Annotated in this window: 10 protein-coding genes and 1 tRNA gene; 4 read left to right on the forward strand and 7 right to left on the reverse strand. The window is 67.3% G+C overall.

The genetic code is table 11. The annotated features are described in order from the left end of the window. Positions 1–69: 69 nt before the first annotated feature. From NP095_RS08590 to NP095_RS08610, 6 genes are all read right to left on the reverse strand, one after another. Positions 70–288 carry a hypothetical protein gene (locus tag NP095_RS08590; RefSeq protein ID WP_249378198.1) on the reverse strand — a complete coding sequence of 73 codons (219 nt, stop codon included), beginning with the start codon at positions 286–288 and terminating at the stop codon, positions 70–72. Between the two features lie 732 nt (positions 289–1,020). Then, entirely contained in the window at positions 1,021–1,392 is a 372-nt protein-coding gene (locus NP095_RS08595) for a hypothetical protein (RefSeq protein WP_256765919.1), read from the reverse strand. A gap of 384 nt (positions 1,393–1,776) precedes the next feature. After that, positions 1,777–2,130 carry an Imm8 family immunity protein gene (locus NP095_RS15320; protein WP_404801090.1) on the reverse strand — a complete coding sequence of 118 codons (354 nt, stop codon included), beginning with the start codon at positions 2,128–2,130 and terminating at the stop codon, positions 1,777–1,779. Then, positions 2,127–7,949, reverse strand: a complete 5,823-nt coding sequence (locus tag NP095_RS08600) for an RHS repeat-associated core domain-containing protein (protein ID WP_256765920.1) — start codon at positions 7,947–7,949, stop codon at positions 2,127–2,129. The genes NP095_RS15320 and NP095_RS08600 overlap by 4 nt, the downstream gene beginning before the upstream one ends. A 677-nt stretch (positions 7,950–8,626) precedes the next feature. Continuing rightward, positions 8,627–8,712: transfer RNA gene (locus NP095_RS08605), tRNA-Leu, on the reverse strand. A 401-nt stretch (positions 8,713–9,113) separates the two neighbouring features. Next, the gene (locus NP095_RS08610; protein WP_256765921.1) at positions 9,114–10,376 is read right to left on the reverse strand and encodes a DUF445 domain-containing protein; all 1,263 of its coding nucleotides are present in this window, start codon (positions 10,374–10,376) and stop codon (positions 9,114–9,116) included. Between the two features lie 69 nt (positions 10,377–10,445). Between NP095_RS08610 and ypfJ the strand changes: the two genes are divergently transcribed. The 4 genes from ypfJ to NP095_RS08630 are packed head-to-tail and all read left to right on the forward strand — an operon-like array spanning position 10,446 to position 16,480. Further along, positions 10,446–11,342: a KPN_02809 family neutral zinc metallopeptidase gene (gene ypfJ / locus NP095_RS08615; protein ID WP_256765922.1), complete on the forward strand. Its 897-nt coding sequence runs from the start codon at positions 10,446–10,448 to the stop codon at positions 11,340–11,342. A 4-nt stretch (positions 11,343–11,346) separates the two neighbouring features. Next, positions 11,347–12,087: a CPBP family intramembrane glutamic endopeptidase gene (locus tag NP095_RS08620; protein ID WP_249378201.1), complete on the forward strand. Its 741-nt coding sequence runs from the start codon at positions 11,347–11,349 to the stop codon at positions 12,085–12,087. 11 nt (positions 12,088–12,098) lie between these two features. Beyond that, the gene (hrpA, locus tag NP095_RS08625) at positions 12,099–15,677 is read left to right on the forward strand and encodes an ATP-dependent RNA helicase HrpA (RefSeq protein WP_256765923.1); all 3,579 of its coding nucleotides are present in this window, start codon (positions 12,099–12,101) and stop codon (positions 15,675–15,677) included. 14 nt (positions 15,678–15,691) lie between these two features. Then, positions 15,692–16,480 (forward strand): alpha/beta fold hydrolase, encoded by a 789-nt coding sequence (locus NP095_RS08630; protein WP_249378203.1) that lies wholly within the window; start codon positions 15,692–15,694, stop codon positions 16,478–16,480. 28 nt (positions 16,481–16,508) lie between these two features. On the opposite strand, the gene NP095_RS08635 is transcribed toward NP095_RS08630, so the two are convergent. Further along, complete coding sequence (locus tag NP095_RS08635; protein WP_249378204.1) at positions 16,509–16,871, reverse strand: FKBP-type peptidyl-prolyl cis-trans isomerase; 363 nt, start codon at positions 16,869–16,871, stop codon at positions 16,509–16,511. Positions 16,872–16,874: the final 3 nt, after the last annotated feature.

Below are 16,874 nucleotides of genomic sequence, written 5' to 3' on the forward strand. Positions count from 1 at the left end.
ACACCAGGGCGTGGAACCGTCAACCCTCGTCAGGAAGCCGATCTGTGGGGCGCGTCTGCCCGCTACGGGTCAACGCAGGACGGCGGCGACGTCGATGGTGCCATCCGCGTCGTCCATCGCTCGCGCCAACGCGTCGATGTGCGCGTCATCGAGAGTCAGCTCGACCTTCCCGAGGCCCCTTCGCAACTCCTCGCCGATCGTGCCGGCCGGCGCACCGTCCTGGTAGGCGCCCACGTGGTTGACGACGGTCTGGATCAACTCGAGCTTCTCCGGTGTCAGATCAGTCATGTGCGCGACGCTACGCGCCGCCTTCGACTTCGCATCCCGAACGACAGGCCGCCACCGGCGCACGTCCGGTAGGCAGCGGTCCCGCCGGGGCCTCCGCCCGGGAAAACCCCGATGCGGGCCGCCCGCGATCCGGCGAGTCTGGCGGGACCACGCGCAGGAGGGTGACCCCAAGGGTCGGATTGAATGCGCTGTGCAAGCCCGTCCGAGGTGCGATTCGCACGACCAGGACAGACCGGCCTCAGGGGGCGCCGCGGGCGACGAACCAGCCATGGAGTCCTCGCTCGCTGCTGCAATCCGTCGCGCCGGCGCGCGCACGTGGTGCGCCATGCCACGAAACACAAAACCCCCTCACCGGCGAGAGTGAGAGGGTCTTGCAGTGTCCGAGGGGGGACTTGAACCCAAGCGTGACTCCTTGGCATTCCAGGCAGAATCCGCTTTTCCCCGCAATTCCAGTCCGCGGTTACCTACCGTTGCGTCCCGTTACCTATGGAGTGTGCCCCCTGGGGGTGCACCGATCTTTAGCTAGTGCTGCCCAGCGTAGTCGTCGCCCCATCGCTCCCTGCCGGGCCGAATAGGCCGGTGAGCCGCCGCGACGTCCAGTGCGCCCCGCTAGACGCGGACGGCGAACCAATCGACCAAGGTCGACATCCTTCGTGGACCTACTTTGCACCACACTTCAGGTGACACGGAATCGTGCAGCAGCCCCGCTTCCTCCACAGCGACCATGCGAGCTCAGCACATCGCCTCTTCGACCTCCTTGAGCGACTTGGCCGTCCGGTTGCGCTGGTCATCGACGTCATAGTCCTTCGGGTACAGCCACTCGCCGGGCTCAAGGGAGTCGAGGTCCGCCGCGGTGAAGTAGGTCATCACAGTCACGCCTTCCTCCCCGAGTCCACGCATGAGGTACAGGGGGCCACTGTCGAACGTCACGTCCCAGTTCCCTTCCCAGTTCGCACGGTAGTTGGACACCTCCAACTCACGAGGACTGCTGATCGGCTCATCGAACGTGAGCCGTGAGATCTCTTCTGAGTCCTCGTAGTCTGCGTTCTGGTCCACCAGAAGCCTGGCACCCTCGAGGTCGAACAAGCAGGGGACGACGCCCAAGACCAAACCGGAATCTGTCCTACCCACGGCAACGGCGCCAGATAGCCGTGCGCTGCACCCAGCCGTCAACATCACGGCAACTGTAAGCACCACCGAAAGCCCGACTCTCCTCAAAGCCACTCGCCGGAGTTTCCCCATTCCCAGTTCGCCTTCTCCTCGAATTTGTTGTCTGGTGCCTCGGGAAGCCACCAGACACTGTCTACACGTTCGAAGTTCATGGAATCTCCCTCTGGAATCGTTGAGCCCCGAGATTCGACGTAAGCAGGCCGCGCACGAAGTCACTGGAGCTCGGCATGCAGGCCCAGCACAGCTGCTCTCCGCAAGCAAGAAATCGTCCACTTCGCCCCGCCACGGTACGTAATTTCGAGGTCCGCACGGAGGAGGTTAATGTTGGTAGTCCTCAAACTCCCAGAAGGCAAAGCGACCGAGCTGACCAGCGACTTCTTCCCAAGACGAACCTTCACATTCCTGGACACGCCGCTCAATGTGCGCGCGCAAGGACGGCCAGACGTAACTGTCGACGATCAAGAGGTGACGACCATCGATGACCTCGGAGATTTGCAGTTGTTCAACTAGCCAACCCAGATTGCACACAACCAAGTCGAATGACTCTTCTCCTGGACCGTCGTCCGGCCCAGCGATGATGCGGACCCCAAGAGCCCAACTATCGTCTTCCGGGACCCAGCCAGCGAGGTCGTCAACTTCGAGACTCATAAGGGTCCGGACAGCAGCTCTCATTCCAAGAGCTCCGGAACGTCAAGGTGGCCGTTCCCGAATGGCTTGCCCATGCGATTCCCCATCCAGTACTCAAAATTTGCTTGGAACTTGTCTTCTCGTGGCTTCCACGTCGGTGGCCGGAATGCTCGCAACCCGTCCCGGCTAACAAGAGTTTTCCCGTCGCTAGCGACTCGGTACCCGTCCCCTACCCACGTCTCACCGGCTCGCGTCGCTTGAGACAGTGTTCCCGACCCAAGGCCGTGGTTTCCCTTGCCGCGTATGGCATCCCGAACGATACCGCTGATGATTGGCCAGTCGTCTTCCGAAGGCACGGGGGAACTCTTCCCGGACCCGCCCCAACTCCCCGAACCGCGTTCACTACCGGACCGCCTAAATAGGGCTGCTGCGTCGCTCCCGACGCCGCCAGAGACACCGCGTTCGAAGCGCGACAGCCTCGCGACTCCCGCGGCTTGCCCCACTCCCGGGATCATCGCTGCAGCCGAGAATAGAGCGTTCCCCGTATCGCCTTCGATGAGGTATAGGACAGCGTCGGCACCGTCAGCGATCTCTCCGATGCCGGGGATAAGCCCGAAGGTCGCGAGCGATGTGTGAAGGTTGCGGGTGTCGAGATTTCGGGCACTCGCTGCGATTGAGCCACTGAAGGATGAGGCCACTCGCGCGGCGTCGCCGGCGACGGTGTCGATCCGCGAGGCGGCTGCGGCGACTTGTCGGGACACCTTGGCGATCTCGGCTTTGGCTGCTTTGGTGGCCTTGGCAGAGGCGACGCGCGCCTTGGCGAATAGGGCCCGACCTTGACTGACAGCAGTGTTCACGATGGCGGCGGCGGCGTCGAAGGCTCTCTTGAAGGCGCCGCGCAGGAAGTCGAAGATGCCCATCCCGGCGCTCTTCAACCAGGACGGGAAGTGTCCGTCGGGGTCGAACATGTTGATCGGGTCGGCCCAGGCGTAGGTGTAGCGGTTCAAGGTGACCGAGGAGGTCAGGTCGCCGATGACGGTGTCGGGGCTGGTGAACGCGGCGGTGCCGGGAAGGTACTGGCGGGCGCCCATGTCGACCAGGCCGGTGGCCGGGTCGGTGTGGTCGGCTTGGTAGCCCAACGTCGTGGCGGGTGTGCCTGTGGTGGTTGGGGTTCCGAACGGGTCGTAGATCGCCGTGGATGCGAGGTTGGCCGACGCGTTCGTGGTGGAGGCGGCGACGTCGCCGTGCAGATCGAGCCCGAGGTGGTTCAGGGTGCTGCCGGTCTTGGCGGTCACCGGTCGGCCGGTGGCGTCGCGGATGAGTTCGGTGACGGAGGTTCCGTTGGTGACTGAGGCGAGTTCGCCGCTGAGGGCGTCGTAGCTGTAGCTGGTGTTAGTGGTGCCGTCGTCGCGGGCTGCGGTGCGCCCGAGTGGGTCGAGCTCGTAGTCGATGCTGCTGGTGCCGGAGGTGGCACCGGACACTTCGCCGAAGGCGTTGTAGGTCAGGGTCAGATCGTCGCCGGTTGGGCGGTCGATCGCAACGAGGTTGCCGTCGTCGTCGTAGTCGTAGGTGGTGCCGTCAGAGTCGGCGACGCGGCGGCCGGCGTCATCGTAGGTCGAGCTGACGGGCGGGTCGGTGCCGCTCGTCTCGCTGATCCGGTTGGAGTCCGCGTCCCACGCGTAGGCGGTGCTTGTGGTGGTGGTGCCGTCGTTGAGAGTCCACTCGTCGAGGCGGCCGGCGTCGTCGTAGGAGTACGTGTTGGTGCCTTCGAGCGGGTTCGTCACTGAGGTGAGGGACTTGGTGACGGTGGTGGCGCGGCTCATCTGGTCGTAGCTGGCGGTGGAGGCCAAGCGCCCGGCGAATCCGACGCTGGTCATGTTGCCGTCGAGGTCGTAGCCGTAGGTCATGGCGGCGTTCTGAGTGGGAGCCACGTTGCTGCGAGACGTCATTTGGCCGTAGGTGTTGTAGCCGAAGTCTGTGTTGACGGTGCCGCGCATGCGCGACAGCAGGCCTTGCGCGTTGTAGTCGAACGTGGTGGTGGCTCCGGTGGCCGCTGTGACCCCGGTGAGTCGGCCGGCGCCGTTGCGGGTGTAACTCGTGGTGCCGGTGGCGTCGGTGTACTCGTCGAGGAGTCCACGTGCGTCGTACCCGAAGGTGAGGGTGCGGCTACTGTCGCTGGCCTCGGTCATCCGTCCGGCCGGGTCGTAGTTGAACTCGCGGGTCGAGGTTCCGGCGGTGCGTTCGGTCTCGCGTCCGAGTGCGTCATAGGCCGAGGTGAGTGTGATGCCGGATGGCTTGGTCGTCGAGGTGAGTTGGCCTGACGGGTTCCAGGTGTATTCGGTCTCGAGGTTCGCGGGGTCGATCTGGCTGGTCATGCGGCCTTGGTTGTCGAAGTCGAAGGTGTACTCGCCGCCGCCGGGCAGTTCGATCGAGGTGACGTTGCCGGCGGAGTCGTGGTCGTAGCTGCTGGTGTCCCCCGCGCCGTTGGTGGCGGTGACGAGGCGGCTTGCGTCGTCGTAGGCCCAGGTGGCGGCGGTGCCGTCGGGGTAGTCGGCGCTGGTGCGGTTGCCCGCGAGGTCGTACCCGTAGTTGGTGGTGTTGTTGCGGGCGTCGGTGGAGGTGGCGACACGGCCGCGTGCGTCGTAGGTCCAGGTGTAGGTCTGGGCGCTGCGGGTCTGGGTAAGGCGGTTGCCGGCGTTGTCGTAGGTGAACGTCTGCCCGCTGGTAGCGCCCGCGTTGTCGAGTCGGGTGAGCTCGCCGCGCTTGTTGTAGGTGCTGGTGACGGCTACACCGCTGGGGTCGGTGACCTTGGTGGTGCGGCCCTCGGTGTCGTAGGTGTAGACGGTGCTGACCTCGGACGCGTCGGTGACCACGGCGGGTCGTCCCATCGGGTCGTACGCGTACTCGGTGGCCACTCCGGACGGGTCGGTGACGCTGATCTGCTGGCCGGCGTCGTCGTAGCTGTAGTTGGTGACGCCGTCGAGCGGGTCGGTCGCGGCCGTGACGCGGTTGGCGTCGTCGAACGCATAGGTCGACTCGTTGCCGCGCCTGTCGGTGTGGGTGGTGAGGTTGCCGATCGGGTCGTAGGCGAATGACTCTTGGCTGTTGTCGGGGTGCTGCTTGGTCGCGACTCTTCCTAGCGCGTCGTAGGTCGCGGTGGTGGTGCCGCCGGCGGGGTTGGTCTGGCTGGTGCGGTTGCCGGCGAGGTCGTAGTCGAAGGTGCTGATCGCGCCACCGGGCGCGGTCTGGTTGGTGACCTGGCCGTCGGCGTTGTAGGCGAACGTGGTCGGATTGCCTCGCGCGTCGATCGTCTCGGTCATGTTGCCGGCCAGGTTCACCGTGGCGGATTCGACCAAGCCCAACGAGTCGGTGGCGGTCCGGGTGCGGCCGCTGTTCGTGTAGGTGTAGGTGGTGGTCTGGCCGCGCGGATCGGTCATGGTCGCCACGCGTCCGGCGGTGTCGTAGGTCAGTGTCGTCTGCCCGTCGGCCGCATCTGTGACGGTGCTCAATCGGCCGGCGGTGTCGTAGGCGTACTCGGTCGTGTTGTTCCGCGGGTCGGTCAGTGCGGTGACGCGCCGGTCGTCGTCGAACGTCGCCGCGTAGGTGCCGCCGCGGGGCAGCTCGTACTGCGCCAACTGACCCCAGGCGGTGTAGGAGAACGTCGTCTCTCGACCCATCGGATCGGTCGTCGATGTCACCTGTCCACGCGCGTCTACGCCGTACTGGGTCGTGCCACCGAATTCGTTCGTCTCGGCGGTTAAGTCACCAGCGGTGTTGTAGGTGGCGGTCACCTCACGGCCGGCCGGGTCGATGGTCTTGGTCCGTTGTCCTCGACCGTTGTTCTCGAACTCCCACTCGCCACGCGTGTCGACCAGGCCCACCAGGCGGTCGTTCGCGTCGTACTCGTACGTCGTCAGGTTGCCGTAGGAGTCGCGAACCCGGGTTGGCTGGTGCTTGGCGTTGTAGCGGGTGGTGGTGCTGCGGCCCATGCCGTCGACTTCGATGTTGGGGTTGCCGCGGCTGTCGAAGAGCGTCGCTATCGATACGGGTCCGTAGCCGATGGTGGGCTCGGTCGGGATGCCGCTGATGTCGGATACGACTCGGCCTTCGCCGTCGTAGACGACGTGTCTGATCGACCGGTTGCCGGTGCGCTCGGATACCAGACGTCCTGCATCGTCGACTTTGTGTCGGATCGTGGCACCCGACGCTAACGTGATGGTCCGGGTGGTGTCGGAGTCGTAGTCGATGTCGGCCCGACCGGAACCCTGCTCCTTGACCCACGCGACCCGGTCCTGGAGGTCATAGCCGACCTCGAGCTCGACCACGCCAGTGGGCGTGGTCACCTTCTGCAACCGTGGACCGGTGTACTCGTAATGGGTGGTCTTCCCGTCCACACCGGTCGCTTCACTGAGGCGGCCCGCTGCGTCGTAGCCATACGCGACCGCGCGGCCCTGACTGTCCGTGACTTCCTGCAACTTGCCGCCGACGCGGTCGTACTCGACGAACCGGCCGGAGGTGCCGGTGATCTTGGCGACCTTGCCGCCGGAGTGGTCGATGTCGAGTTGATGTCCGGGGTCGCCGAGCGCCATCTGCGTCATCTGTCCCGAGCCGTCGAACGTCATCGTGGCGCGATCCGGAGTGGTGACCGTCGAGATTCCGTTGAGGGACGTTCCGGTCGCGCTCACGCCGCGCGTCGCCATCTGTCCGGCGTCCGTTTTGGCGGGGAACGGGATCGACGCGCCGTCAGCCATCGTCAGCGTCATCGGGCCCAGGACGCTGGATGTCTCCTCCGAGTATGAGGATCGCCATGCCGCACCGAGATCGCCACCAGTTTGGCCGGAGTTGAACGTGCGCGAGACCTCGATCTGCCGGCCCGCGTCTTGGACGACCATATCGGTCGCGGAGTACTTGACCGTGCCGTTGAATGTGTCGACTGGACCGAACATCGGCACTTGGCCCTCGGCCAGTGCGAGCGGCATCTCACCGGGATGCTCCGTCAGAACCGGCATGGCTTCGGCTCCGTAGCCTGTCGGCCGGTATCGCCGTTCGGCAGGGCAGGTGAGGTCGTAGATCGTCGTCAAGGGCGGGGAATGACTGTTCGCCTCCGACAGCGTCACGCAATCGGTCGGTAGCGGCTCGGCCGTGAGATCGCGGCCCCACCAGTTCAAGGAGTAGTCCATGAGCTGCTGACTGCCGGAACCGAACACCGCCCGAGTCCCGGTCAGCGTGTTGTACCGGAAATCGACCTCCGAACGCGTCGGCGCCGGAGAAGCGTTCGCATAGAAGTCGTCCTCAATCTCGTTGAACCAGAACCGCACGTCCTGCGATCCCAAGATCCCTACACCCACGTTGCTGAAGTTGTCGGCGATCCGGTTGCCCACGACATCCGCGGTTGCGGAAACGATCGAGACACCGCACTCGCCGCCAGAGAACTCGTTGTTGAACAACCCAACATATTGGCGGTCCCGCATGGTGCTGACATTGACCGCGTTGACCTGCGAATCCGTGACCTTCGAGTTCGAGAGCACGACCCTGGCGCCGTACGCGGCCGACAGTCCGCCGCGCCCCGTGCAACCCGAGGCCGAGATGTTCCCCGCGCCGCCATATCGGACGTTCGCGTAGTCGATGACACTCATCGGAATCGTGGCGTCATCCGAGGACGGTTGGATCCTGATCCCCAACCAATCTCCCGCCGACGGTGTGGAAGCTCCTCCATCACCGTTCGTGTCTCCGCCTATTGAGTCGTCCTTCAGCGAGGTGAACGTCACCCGGTTTCCGGGCTCGCCCACAACCAGCAGTTGGCCGTCGACCCCGATCTCGGTGTTCGCACCGGCCTTCACGACCGTGCCGGGAAGGATGGTCAACGAGATTTCGTCTCGGACCTGGACTGAGCTCTGCAGAATGTAGGGCGACCCTTGAGGTCCCCACACGGTGTCTTCGGTGATGTTCCCGGAGACCGTCGTCGGGCCCGGTGTCGTCACGGTCCGCACAGCAGGCGCGGGATCGACCGGTGCAGGCGCCGAAGGTCGCGCCACCGCAGGTCCAGCCGTCACCACCGGGAAACCGAACGAAGTGGCCAACACGATCGGCGCCAGCGACCATCGCAACACGCGTCGCATACCCGACCAATTGACTAGTCGCTCGTCCACAGCCTGCCCCCTTGAAACCCTGGCGTGTCGCAGGTCACTCTAACCACATCCGTTTCAGGCTGTGTACGAAAGCGATCGCAGGATCCTGCATCACACCGTCCAGGGGCGCGGGAGGACGCGGCGCCGTGATAGCTGGCGCGGGCCTTCATCGCACGTCGACTCACTGGGAAGAAGAGACCTCGATCGACGGTGACCTTCTGTCGTGAGCGCCAGAGATCGCGATCGTCAACTCGGCGCGAGTGAAACCTTCAACCCTCATACCCAGCGATCCGGTCCCCCTGTGGTCCCCCGCCGGTCCACGCGAGGCGCGTGCCACCTGAGGGTGCACATTTGGCCCATGATCCGCTCATGGAAGAAGCGAAAACCCCTCCGATTGGAGGGGTTTTCATGTGTGTCCGAGGGGGGACTTGAACCCCCATGCCCGTAACCGGGCACTAGCACCTCAAGCTAGCGCGTCTACCAATTCCGCCACCCGGACGGGTGTGTTTGTCGTGCAGCACTGAACTCTAGCAAACGCCTTCAGAGGTCATGCAGAAGGCCCCGGGTAAGTATGAGTTACCCGGGGCCGTCCGACCGAGAGGATGTGATGACTTCTCTCGGATCCAGTCGCCCGGGAGGCTCCCCTCGACGTCTGCACCACCAGGCGTCTGCGTCGGGCGTGGGCCGTCTGCGTGAGGCGAATCGGGCTTCCTTCTCGCTCTTCTGGGGAGAAGTGCGTAAGACCTGTCTACGCCCACCGTGACGCCGAGCACAAGAGTTTCATCGCACCATTGCAGGAAATTTCTTGCGTCCACAAGTTCTCCACACGGCGCGGACGCTTGCGTCCACACGCTGTCCACAGAAGTTGTCCACAGATGTGGATTCAGCCGCGGCGTCGATTCACCAGAGCCGAGAGATCGCGTGGATGACCAGGCCGGCGAGGCCGCCCACCACGGTGCCGTTGATGCGGATGAACTGCAGGTCCCGGCCGACGTGCAGCTCGATGCGGTCGGCGGTCTCCTTGCCGTCCCATCGTTCGACCGTCGCGGAGATCACCGTCGCGATCTCGCCGCCGTAGTGCTCGACGACGTAGGCCGCAGCGTCGCCGGCCCAGCCGTCGACCTTCGCCGCGAGCACCGGGTCGGACCTCAACCGCTCCCCCAGGCCCTCGATCTCCTCGACGATCCGACGCCGCAGGACGCCGTCGCGATCGCCGAGCGCCTCGAGCAGCCCGCGACGGAACGAGTCCCACAGCCGGACGGCCGTCGTCGCCGCCTTGGGTTGAGTCAACAGCCGTTGCTTGAGCCGCTCGGCACGCTCCATCGTGTCGGGGTCGTGCTGCAGGTCGTCGGCCAGCTCCACCAGCCAGTGGTCCAGCGCGACTCGTGCGTCGTGCCGAGGGTCGTCCCGGATGTCCTCGACCCACGTCAGCACCTCGCGGAACAGCCGGTCCGCGACCATCGTGTTCGCCCACCGCGGCGCCCATTCGGGAGCGCGCTGGAGGATCAGGTCGGTGACGCGGTCCGGGTGGGCCGCGAGCCAGCCGTGCATCTCGTCCAGCCCCAGGTCGACCAGACCGGTGTGTGCGCCCTCGTCGAGGATCTCGGACAGCAGCTGGCCGACCGCAGGGCTGAGCGGCTCCTGCATCATCCGCGGCACGATCATCTCGGTGATGACCACCTGGACGTCCTCCTCCTTGACCCGGCCCAGCAGGTCCGAGGTGACCCGCGCCCCCTCGTCGACGATCCGGTGCACCCGGCCGGGCACCGCGATCCACTCCCCGACGCGCTCGGCCGGACCGGCCGCGGCGATGCGGTCGCGGATCACGTCCTCGCGCAGGAAGTTCTCGGACACGAAGTCCTGCAGGCTCGCGGCCAGCTGGTCCTTCTTCTTCGGAATCAGCGCCGTGTGCGGGATCGGTACGCCCATCGGGTGCCGGAACAGCGCCGTCACGGCGAACCAGTCGGCGATCGCGCCCACCATCGCCGCCTCCGCCGTGGCGTTGACGTACCCCCAGGCGCCACCGTGGCCGTGCGTCAGGGCGAACACGATCGCGGCGACCACCAGCAGCGAGGTGGCCAGGGTGCGCATCCGGCGCAGAGCAGCACGTCGCGCCTCGTCGTCACCCGACAGGGGCAGCACGGGGCTCATCACTTCGGTCATGGCGCAACCCTAGGAGTCCCACGCCCCGCTGACACGGTGGCGAGCACGGCCGCCACCTAGAATCGCGCCATGACGTTCAACGAGGGCGCGAACCTCGACACCAGTCAGGTCATCGGTGGCAAGTCCGGCGCGGTGGTCGGCGGTGGGGTCGGCGGCCTGCTGCTGGTGCTGCTGTTCGCCTTCCTCGGTGGCAACCCGCTCGGCGGCGGCTCGTCGTCGGCCTTCGACGTCAACCAGGTCCTGACCGGCGGCAGCAACTCCTCCGCGATCGACGTCAGCCAGTGCAAGACCGGCGCCGACGCCAACGAGAACGACGTCTGTCGGATCGTCGGCACGGTCAACAGCGCCCAGGACTACTGGACCGACGCCCTCCCGGCCGACATCAACCGCCAGTACCGCGAGGCCCCGACCGTCATCTACTCCGGCTCCACCCAGTCGGCGTGTGGCACCGCATCGAACCAGACCGGGCCGTTCTACTGCCCGTCGGACGAGCGGGTCTACATCGACGCCTCCTTCTTCGACCAGCTCAGCAGCCAGTACGGCGCCGACGGCGGCAATCTCGCGCAGATGTACGTGGTCGCGCACGAGTACGGCCACCACGTCCAGAACATCCTCGGCATCCTCGCCAAGGCGCAGGACGGCAAGACCGGTCCCCGCAGTAACGGCGTCCGTGTCGAGCTCATGGCCGACTGCTTCGCCGGCGTGTGGGCCCACCATGCGGCCTCCACGCAGGACGACCAGGGCAACACCCTCATCAAGCCGCTGACCCGCAGGGACATCGACTCGGCCCTGTCGGCCGCAGCGGCCGTCGGCGACGACCACATCCAGGCCGAGCTCGGTGGCGGTCGCGTCAACCAGGACTCCTGGACCCACGGCTCGAGCGAGTCGCGTCAGCGGTGGTTCACGGCCGGCTACGAGTCCGGCAACCTGAACAGCTGCGACACGTTCGCCACGAACGAGCTGTGATGACATGACCCGGCGCCTGCGCGCCGAGGTCTGGATCGTCCTCGGCCTCTCCCTGGGCCAGTCGGCGGTCTACGCCGTCGTCAGTCTCATCCGCAAGCTCAGCCAGGGACCGCTGCGAGACTCCACCGCGACGCTGAACCAGTCGCGCGACGCGGTGCCCTGGCTGGACCTGACCTATCAGCTGCTGTCGATCGGGTTCGCCCTCGTGCCGGTGGCCCTGGTGCTCTACCTGTTGAGCCTCGACGAGGCTCCCCCGGTGCTCAAGCGACTCGGCCTCGACGGCAGCCAGCCGCTGCGCGACACCCTCGCCGGCGCCGCCCTGGCCGCCGTGATCGGCATCCCAGGGCTGGGGCTGTACTTCGCCGGCCGCGAGCTGGGGATCACCGCCGAGATCGTCACGAGCCCCGAGAAGCTCTACTGGTGGTCCGTGCTGGTGCTGGTCCTCTCAGCGATCCAGAACGCCGTGCTGGAGGAGGTCATCGTCGTCGGCTACCTGATGACCCGGCTGAAGCAGTTCGGCTGGGGCCTGCCCGCGGCAATCGCCGCCTCCGCCGTGCTGCGCGGCAGCTACCACCTCTACCAGGGCTTCGGACCGTTCCTGGGCAACGCCGTGATGGGCGTCGTGTTCGCCTGGTGGTTCCACCGCACCGGTCGCGTCCTGCCGCTGGTGATCGCGCACACCATCTTGGACGTCGTGGCCTTCGTCGGGTACGCCCTCTTGGCGGACCAATTGGGCCTGCGGTGATGATGGGAGCGATGAAACTCGAGTTCGATCCCGCTCTGCCGATCACTGCCCGCCACCACGAGATCCGCGACGCCCTGCGCGATCACCAGGTCGTGGTCGTGGCCGGCGAGACGGGCTCGGGCAAGACCACGCAGCTGCCCAAGATCGCCGCCGAGCTGGGACGCACCAAGATCGCCCACACCCAGCCGCGCCGCATCGCGGCCCGGTCGGTCGCCGCCCGCATCGCGCAGGAGTGCGACGTGGAGCTGGGAGCCGAGGTCGGCTACGCCGTCCGCTTCGACGACAAGTCCGGCCCCGACACCGTCGTCCGCCTCGTCACCGACGGTCTGCTGCTGACTGAGCTGCAGCACGACCGCCGGCTCGAGCGGTACGACACGATCATCATCGACGAGGCCCACGAGCGATCGCTGTCGATCGACTTCCTGCTGGGCTACCTGCGCGAGCTGCTCCCCCGCCGTCCCGAGCTCAAGGTCGTCGTCACGTCGGCCACGATCGACGTCGAGCGGTTCGCCGCCCTGTTCTCGACGCCCGAGCGACCCGTCCCGATCATCGAGGTCAGCGGCCGCACCTATCCCGTCGAGGTCCGCTACCGACCGCTCGACCGCGAGGACGACGTCATCGACGGGATCGTCAGCGCGATCCGCGAGCTCCCCCGTGACGGCGACGTGCTGGTGTTCCTGCCCGGCGAGCGCGACATCCGCGACACCGCCGAGGTGCTCGAGGGTCAGTCCCTCGGCGACGTCGTGCCGCTCTACGGCCGACTGGCCGCGCACGAGCAGCAGCGGGTCTTCCAGACCGGCCCGCGCCGGCGCATCGTGCTGGCGACCAACGTCGCCGAGACCTCGATCACCGTCCCGGGAATCCGCTACGTCGTCGATCCGGGGCTGGCGCGCATCTCGCGCTTCAGCACCCGCCTGAAGGTGCAGCGCCTGCCGATCGAGCGCATCTCGCAGGCCAGCGCCGCGCAGCGTGCCGGCCGGTGCGGTCGCGTCGCCGACGGCATCTGCATCCGGCTGTACGACGAGGAGGACTTCGAGTCCCGTCCGGAGTTCACCGACCCCGAGATCCAGCGCACGAACCTCGCCAGCGTCATCTTGCAGATGGCGTCGCTCGACCTGGGCGACATCCGCGACTTCGGGTTCCTGGACGCCCCCGACCACCGCGCGGTCGCCGACGGCCTCACGCTCCTGCGCGAGCTGGACGCCCTGGCGCCCGGACGGGACGGCAGCGACCGGCTGACGAAGCTCGGTCGCACCATGTCGCGGCTCCCGCTCGATCCCCGTCACGCCCGCATGGTGCTGGCGGCTGACCGGCTCGGGGTCCTGCCCGAGGTCCTGGTCATCGTCGCGGGACTGTCGATCCAGGACGTCCGCGAGCGCCCCCTCGACAAGCAGCAGGCCGCTGACACCCAGCACGCCCGGTTCCGCCAGCCGGACTCGGACTTCCTGTCGCTGCTCAAGCTGTGGGACTACCTGCAGGAGCGCCGCGACGAGCTCTCGCACACGAAGTTCCGCCGGATGTGCCACGACGAGTTCCTGCACTATCTGCGCGTGCGCGAGTGGGCGGACGTGAACTCGCAGCTGCGCCGCACGGTGCGCGAGCTGGGACTCAAGCCCGGCAAGGTCCGCAAGGAGCCGGACGCCGATGCGATCCACCGCGCGCTGCTGCACGGCCTGCTCTCGCACGTCGGCCTGCGTGACGCCGAGACCCGCGAGTACCTCGGCGCCCGCGGCGCCCGCTTCTCGATCTTCCCCGGGTCAGGCCTGGCGAAGAAGCCGCCCCGGTGGATCATGGCCGGTGAGCTCGTCGAGACCTCGCGGCTGTTCGCCCGCGACAACGCCCGCGTGGACCCCGCCTGGGTCGAGAAGGCCGCAGGCCACCTGCTGAAGCACCAGTACTCCGAGCCGCGATGGTCGGCCAAGCGCGGCGCCGCCGTTGCGACGCAGCGGTCGACGCTCTACGGACTGCCCGTGGTCGTCGACCGCACGGTCATGCTGGCGCAGCACGACGCGCCGCTGGCCCGCGAGCTGTTCATCCGGCACGCGCTGGTGGGCGGCGAGTGGCGCACCCACCACAAGTTCTGGCTGCGCAACCAGGACCGGCTGGCCGACATCGAGAACCTCGAGGAGCGGGTCCGCACGCGCGGCATCCGCGTCGACGACGAGACGCTCGTCGACTTCTACGACGCCCGCATTCCCGCCGACGTCGTGTCGGTGCGGCACTTCGACTCGTGGTGGAAGAAGCAGCCCGACAAGCACCTGCTCGACTTCACCGACGACCTCTTCCGCGCCGATGTCGACGCCGACGCCTTCCCTACCTCGTGGACCTCGCAGAGCACCGACTTCGACGCGGTCTACGACGTCTCGTACCGCTTCGACCCGCAGGCCCCGGACGACGGCATCACCATCACGGTGCCCGTCGACGACCTGCTGACCGTGGACGCGGACGAGTTCGCGTGGGGTGTGCCCGGCCGCCGGCTGGAGCTGGTGACCGAGCTGATCCGCGGCCTTCCGAAGAGCGAGCGTCGCCGGTTCGCGCCGGCCGCCCAGTCCGCCGAACGCGTGCTGCCCGGCCTCGACACCTCGAAGGACCTGCGCACCGAGCTGGGCCGGGCGCTCGACGTCGACCCGTCCCTGATCGACCTGACCTCGCTGCCGGCTCACCTTCGGCCGACGTTCCGGGTCGTGGACGGCGAGCGTGAGCTGGCCTCAGGCAAGGACATCGACGCCCTGCGGCGCGAGCTCGAGCCGAGACTTCGGCGCGACCTGCAGCAGAAGGCGCAGAGTGAGGAGCGCACGGGGATCACCGACTGGGACTTCGGCGACCTCCAGCGCAGCATCACCGCCGGTCAGGTCACCGGATACCCGGCGCTGGTCGACGAGGGCAAGAGCGTCGCCCTGCGGGTGCTGCGGACCCAAGCCGAGCAGCAGGTCGCCATGGTCCGCGGCCAGGCCCGGCTCATCGCGCTGTCCACCGGCTCTCCGGTCGGCACGGTCGGACGCACACTCTCGTTGCAGGACAAGCTGCTGCTGACCACCTCACCGCAGGGCGACGCGGCGGCGGTCATCGAGGAGTCCTGGCTGACCGCCCTCGACCACCTCGTGGTGCAGCACGGCGGTCCCGTCTGGGACGAGGCCGCCTACCGGCGGTTGCGCGATCTGGTGCGCGCCGACGCCGTGCCGCTGACCGAGCGCATCGTGCGCCAGGTCATCAGCGCCATGCAGGCACTCGGCGACGTGAACCCCGGCAAGGACGAGGCCGGCGAGGACGTCCGGGTACAGCTCTCGTGGCTCCTCCACCCGGGCTTCATCCGCGACATGGGCGCCGAGCAGATCGGGCGCCTCCAGGTCTACCTCCGTGCCGCCGCGAAGCGCCTGACCTCGACGAAGGACCCGAGCGAGATCTGGGACCTGGAGGCTCGCTTCCACGAGCGCACGAAGGACCTGCGCCCGTGGCAGCGCCTCACGCCTCCCGTCCGGCGCGTGCGCTGGATGCTCGAGGAGCTGCGGGTCAGCGTGTTCGCGCAGGAGCTGCGCGCCGCCGGGCCGATCTCCCCCCAACGCGTGGCCAAGGCGCTCGCCGAACTCTGACGTACCGTGGACGGATGGAGCATGCGACCAATGCGCAGGACGGCGTCCGGGTCGCCTTCGACGTGGTCGGCGGCGGCACGCCGATGCTCCTGGTCCACGGCACCGGGCTGTCCTCGGCGATGTGGCGCGACGAGGGCTACGTCGAGCGGCTGTCCGGTCACCACCGACTGATCCTCGTCGACATGCGCGGCCACGGCGACAGCGATAAGCCGCACGACGAGACCGCGTACACGATGGAACGCTTGAGCAGCGACCTCCACGCGGTGCTCGACCAGGCCGGGGTGGACCGCGCTCACCTGCTCGGCTACTCCGCCGGCGCCAGGATCGGCTTCAACTTCGCCGTCCGGCACCAGGACCGCCTGCTCTCCCTGCTGTTGGGAGGCGGCAGCGCGAAGTCCCAGCACGACGAGTTCGACCAGGTGTTCTTCCCCGGCTGCATCGACGTCCTGGACACCGGGGACATGGCCGAGTTCCTGCGCCGCCTGGCCCAGGCCAAGGGCTCCGCCGCGGCGACGGCGGCCCGGGCGTTCCTCGACGCCGACCCGCAGGCCATGGCGGCGTGGTTCCGCGCGGCGAGGGACGCGCCGGGTCTCACCGACGAGCAGCTGGCCACCATCGAGGTGCCGACGCTGCTCTTCGCCGGGTCGCAGGACGCGCCCCGGCTACGGGACTCACTCGCGGCCGCGCAGGTGATGCCACACGCCCGGACCGTCGAGATCCGGGGTCGCGATCACATGACCACCCTCGCGGCGACGCGAGCGATCGTGTCGAGCGTGGAGCGCTTCCTCGCCGATCTCGACTGAACGCTCCACTGAACGACGGGGTGAGTGCTCAGCCGACGCCGAGCAGGTCGATCACGAAGACCAGCGTGCGGCCCGAGAGGCGGTGTCCGCCGCCGGCGGGGCCGTAGGCGAGCTCCGGCGGGGCGATCAGCTTGCGACGGCCGCCGACCTTCATGCCCGGGATGCCCTGCTGCCAGGCTCCGATGAGCTGCGGCAGCGGGAAGCGGGCCGACTGGCCGCGGTCCCAGGAGGAGTCGAACTGCTCGCCGGTCTCGAAGTCCACGCCCACGTAGTGGACGTCGACGACGCCGCCGTTGACCGCTTCGTCGCCCTCACCGATGGTGATGTCCTCGATGACGAGGTCGGTCGGGACCGGGCCGGGGGTGAAATCGACTTCAGGCTTTTCACTCATGTC

The sequence above is a fragment of the Aeromicrobium duanguangcaii genome (genome assembly GCF_024508295.1).
Classification (GTDB): domain Bacteria; phylum Actinomycetota; class Actinomycetes; order Propionibacteriales; family Nocardioidaceae; genus Aeromicrobium; species Aeromicrobium duanguangcaii.

Coding starts and splice junctions, on each gene's coding strand:
- NP095_RS08590 (WP_249378198.1), bottom strand. CDS start 288: ATGACTGATCTGACACCGGAGAAGCTCGAGTTGATCCAGACCGTCGTC.
- NP095_RS15320 (WP_404801090.1), bottom strand. CDS start 2,130: ATGAGAGCTGCTGTCCGGACCCTTATGAGTCTCGAAGTTGACGACCTC.
- ypfJ (WP_256765922.1), top strand. CDS start 10,446: ATGACGTTCAACGAGGGCGCGAACCTCGACACCAGTCAGGTCATCGGT.
- NP095_RS08635 (WP_249378204.1), bottom strand. CDS start 16,871: ATGAGTGAAAAGCCTGAAGTCGATTTCACCCCCGGCCCGGTCCCGACC.
- NP095_RS08610 (WP_256765921.1), bottom strand. CDS start 10,376: ATGACCGAAGTGATGAGCCCCGTGCTGCCCCTGTCGGGTGACGACGAG.
- NP095_RS08630 (WP_249378203.1), top strand. CDS start 15,692: ATGGAGCATGCGACCAATGCGCAGGACGGCGTCCGGGTCGCCTTCGAC.
- NP095_RS08620 (WP_249378201.1), top strand. CDS start 11,347: ATGACCCGGCGCCTGCGCGCCGAGGTCTGGATCGTCCTCGGCCTCTCC.
- hrpA (WP_256765923.1), top strand. CDS start 12,099: ATGAAACTCGAGTTCGATCCCGCTCTGCCGATCACTGCCCGCCACCAC.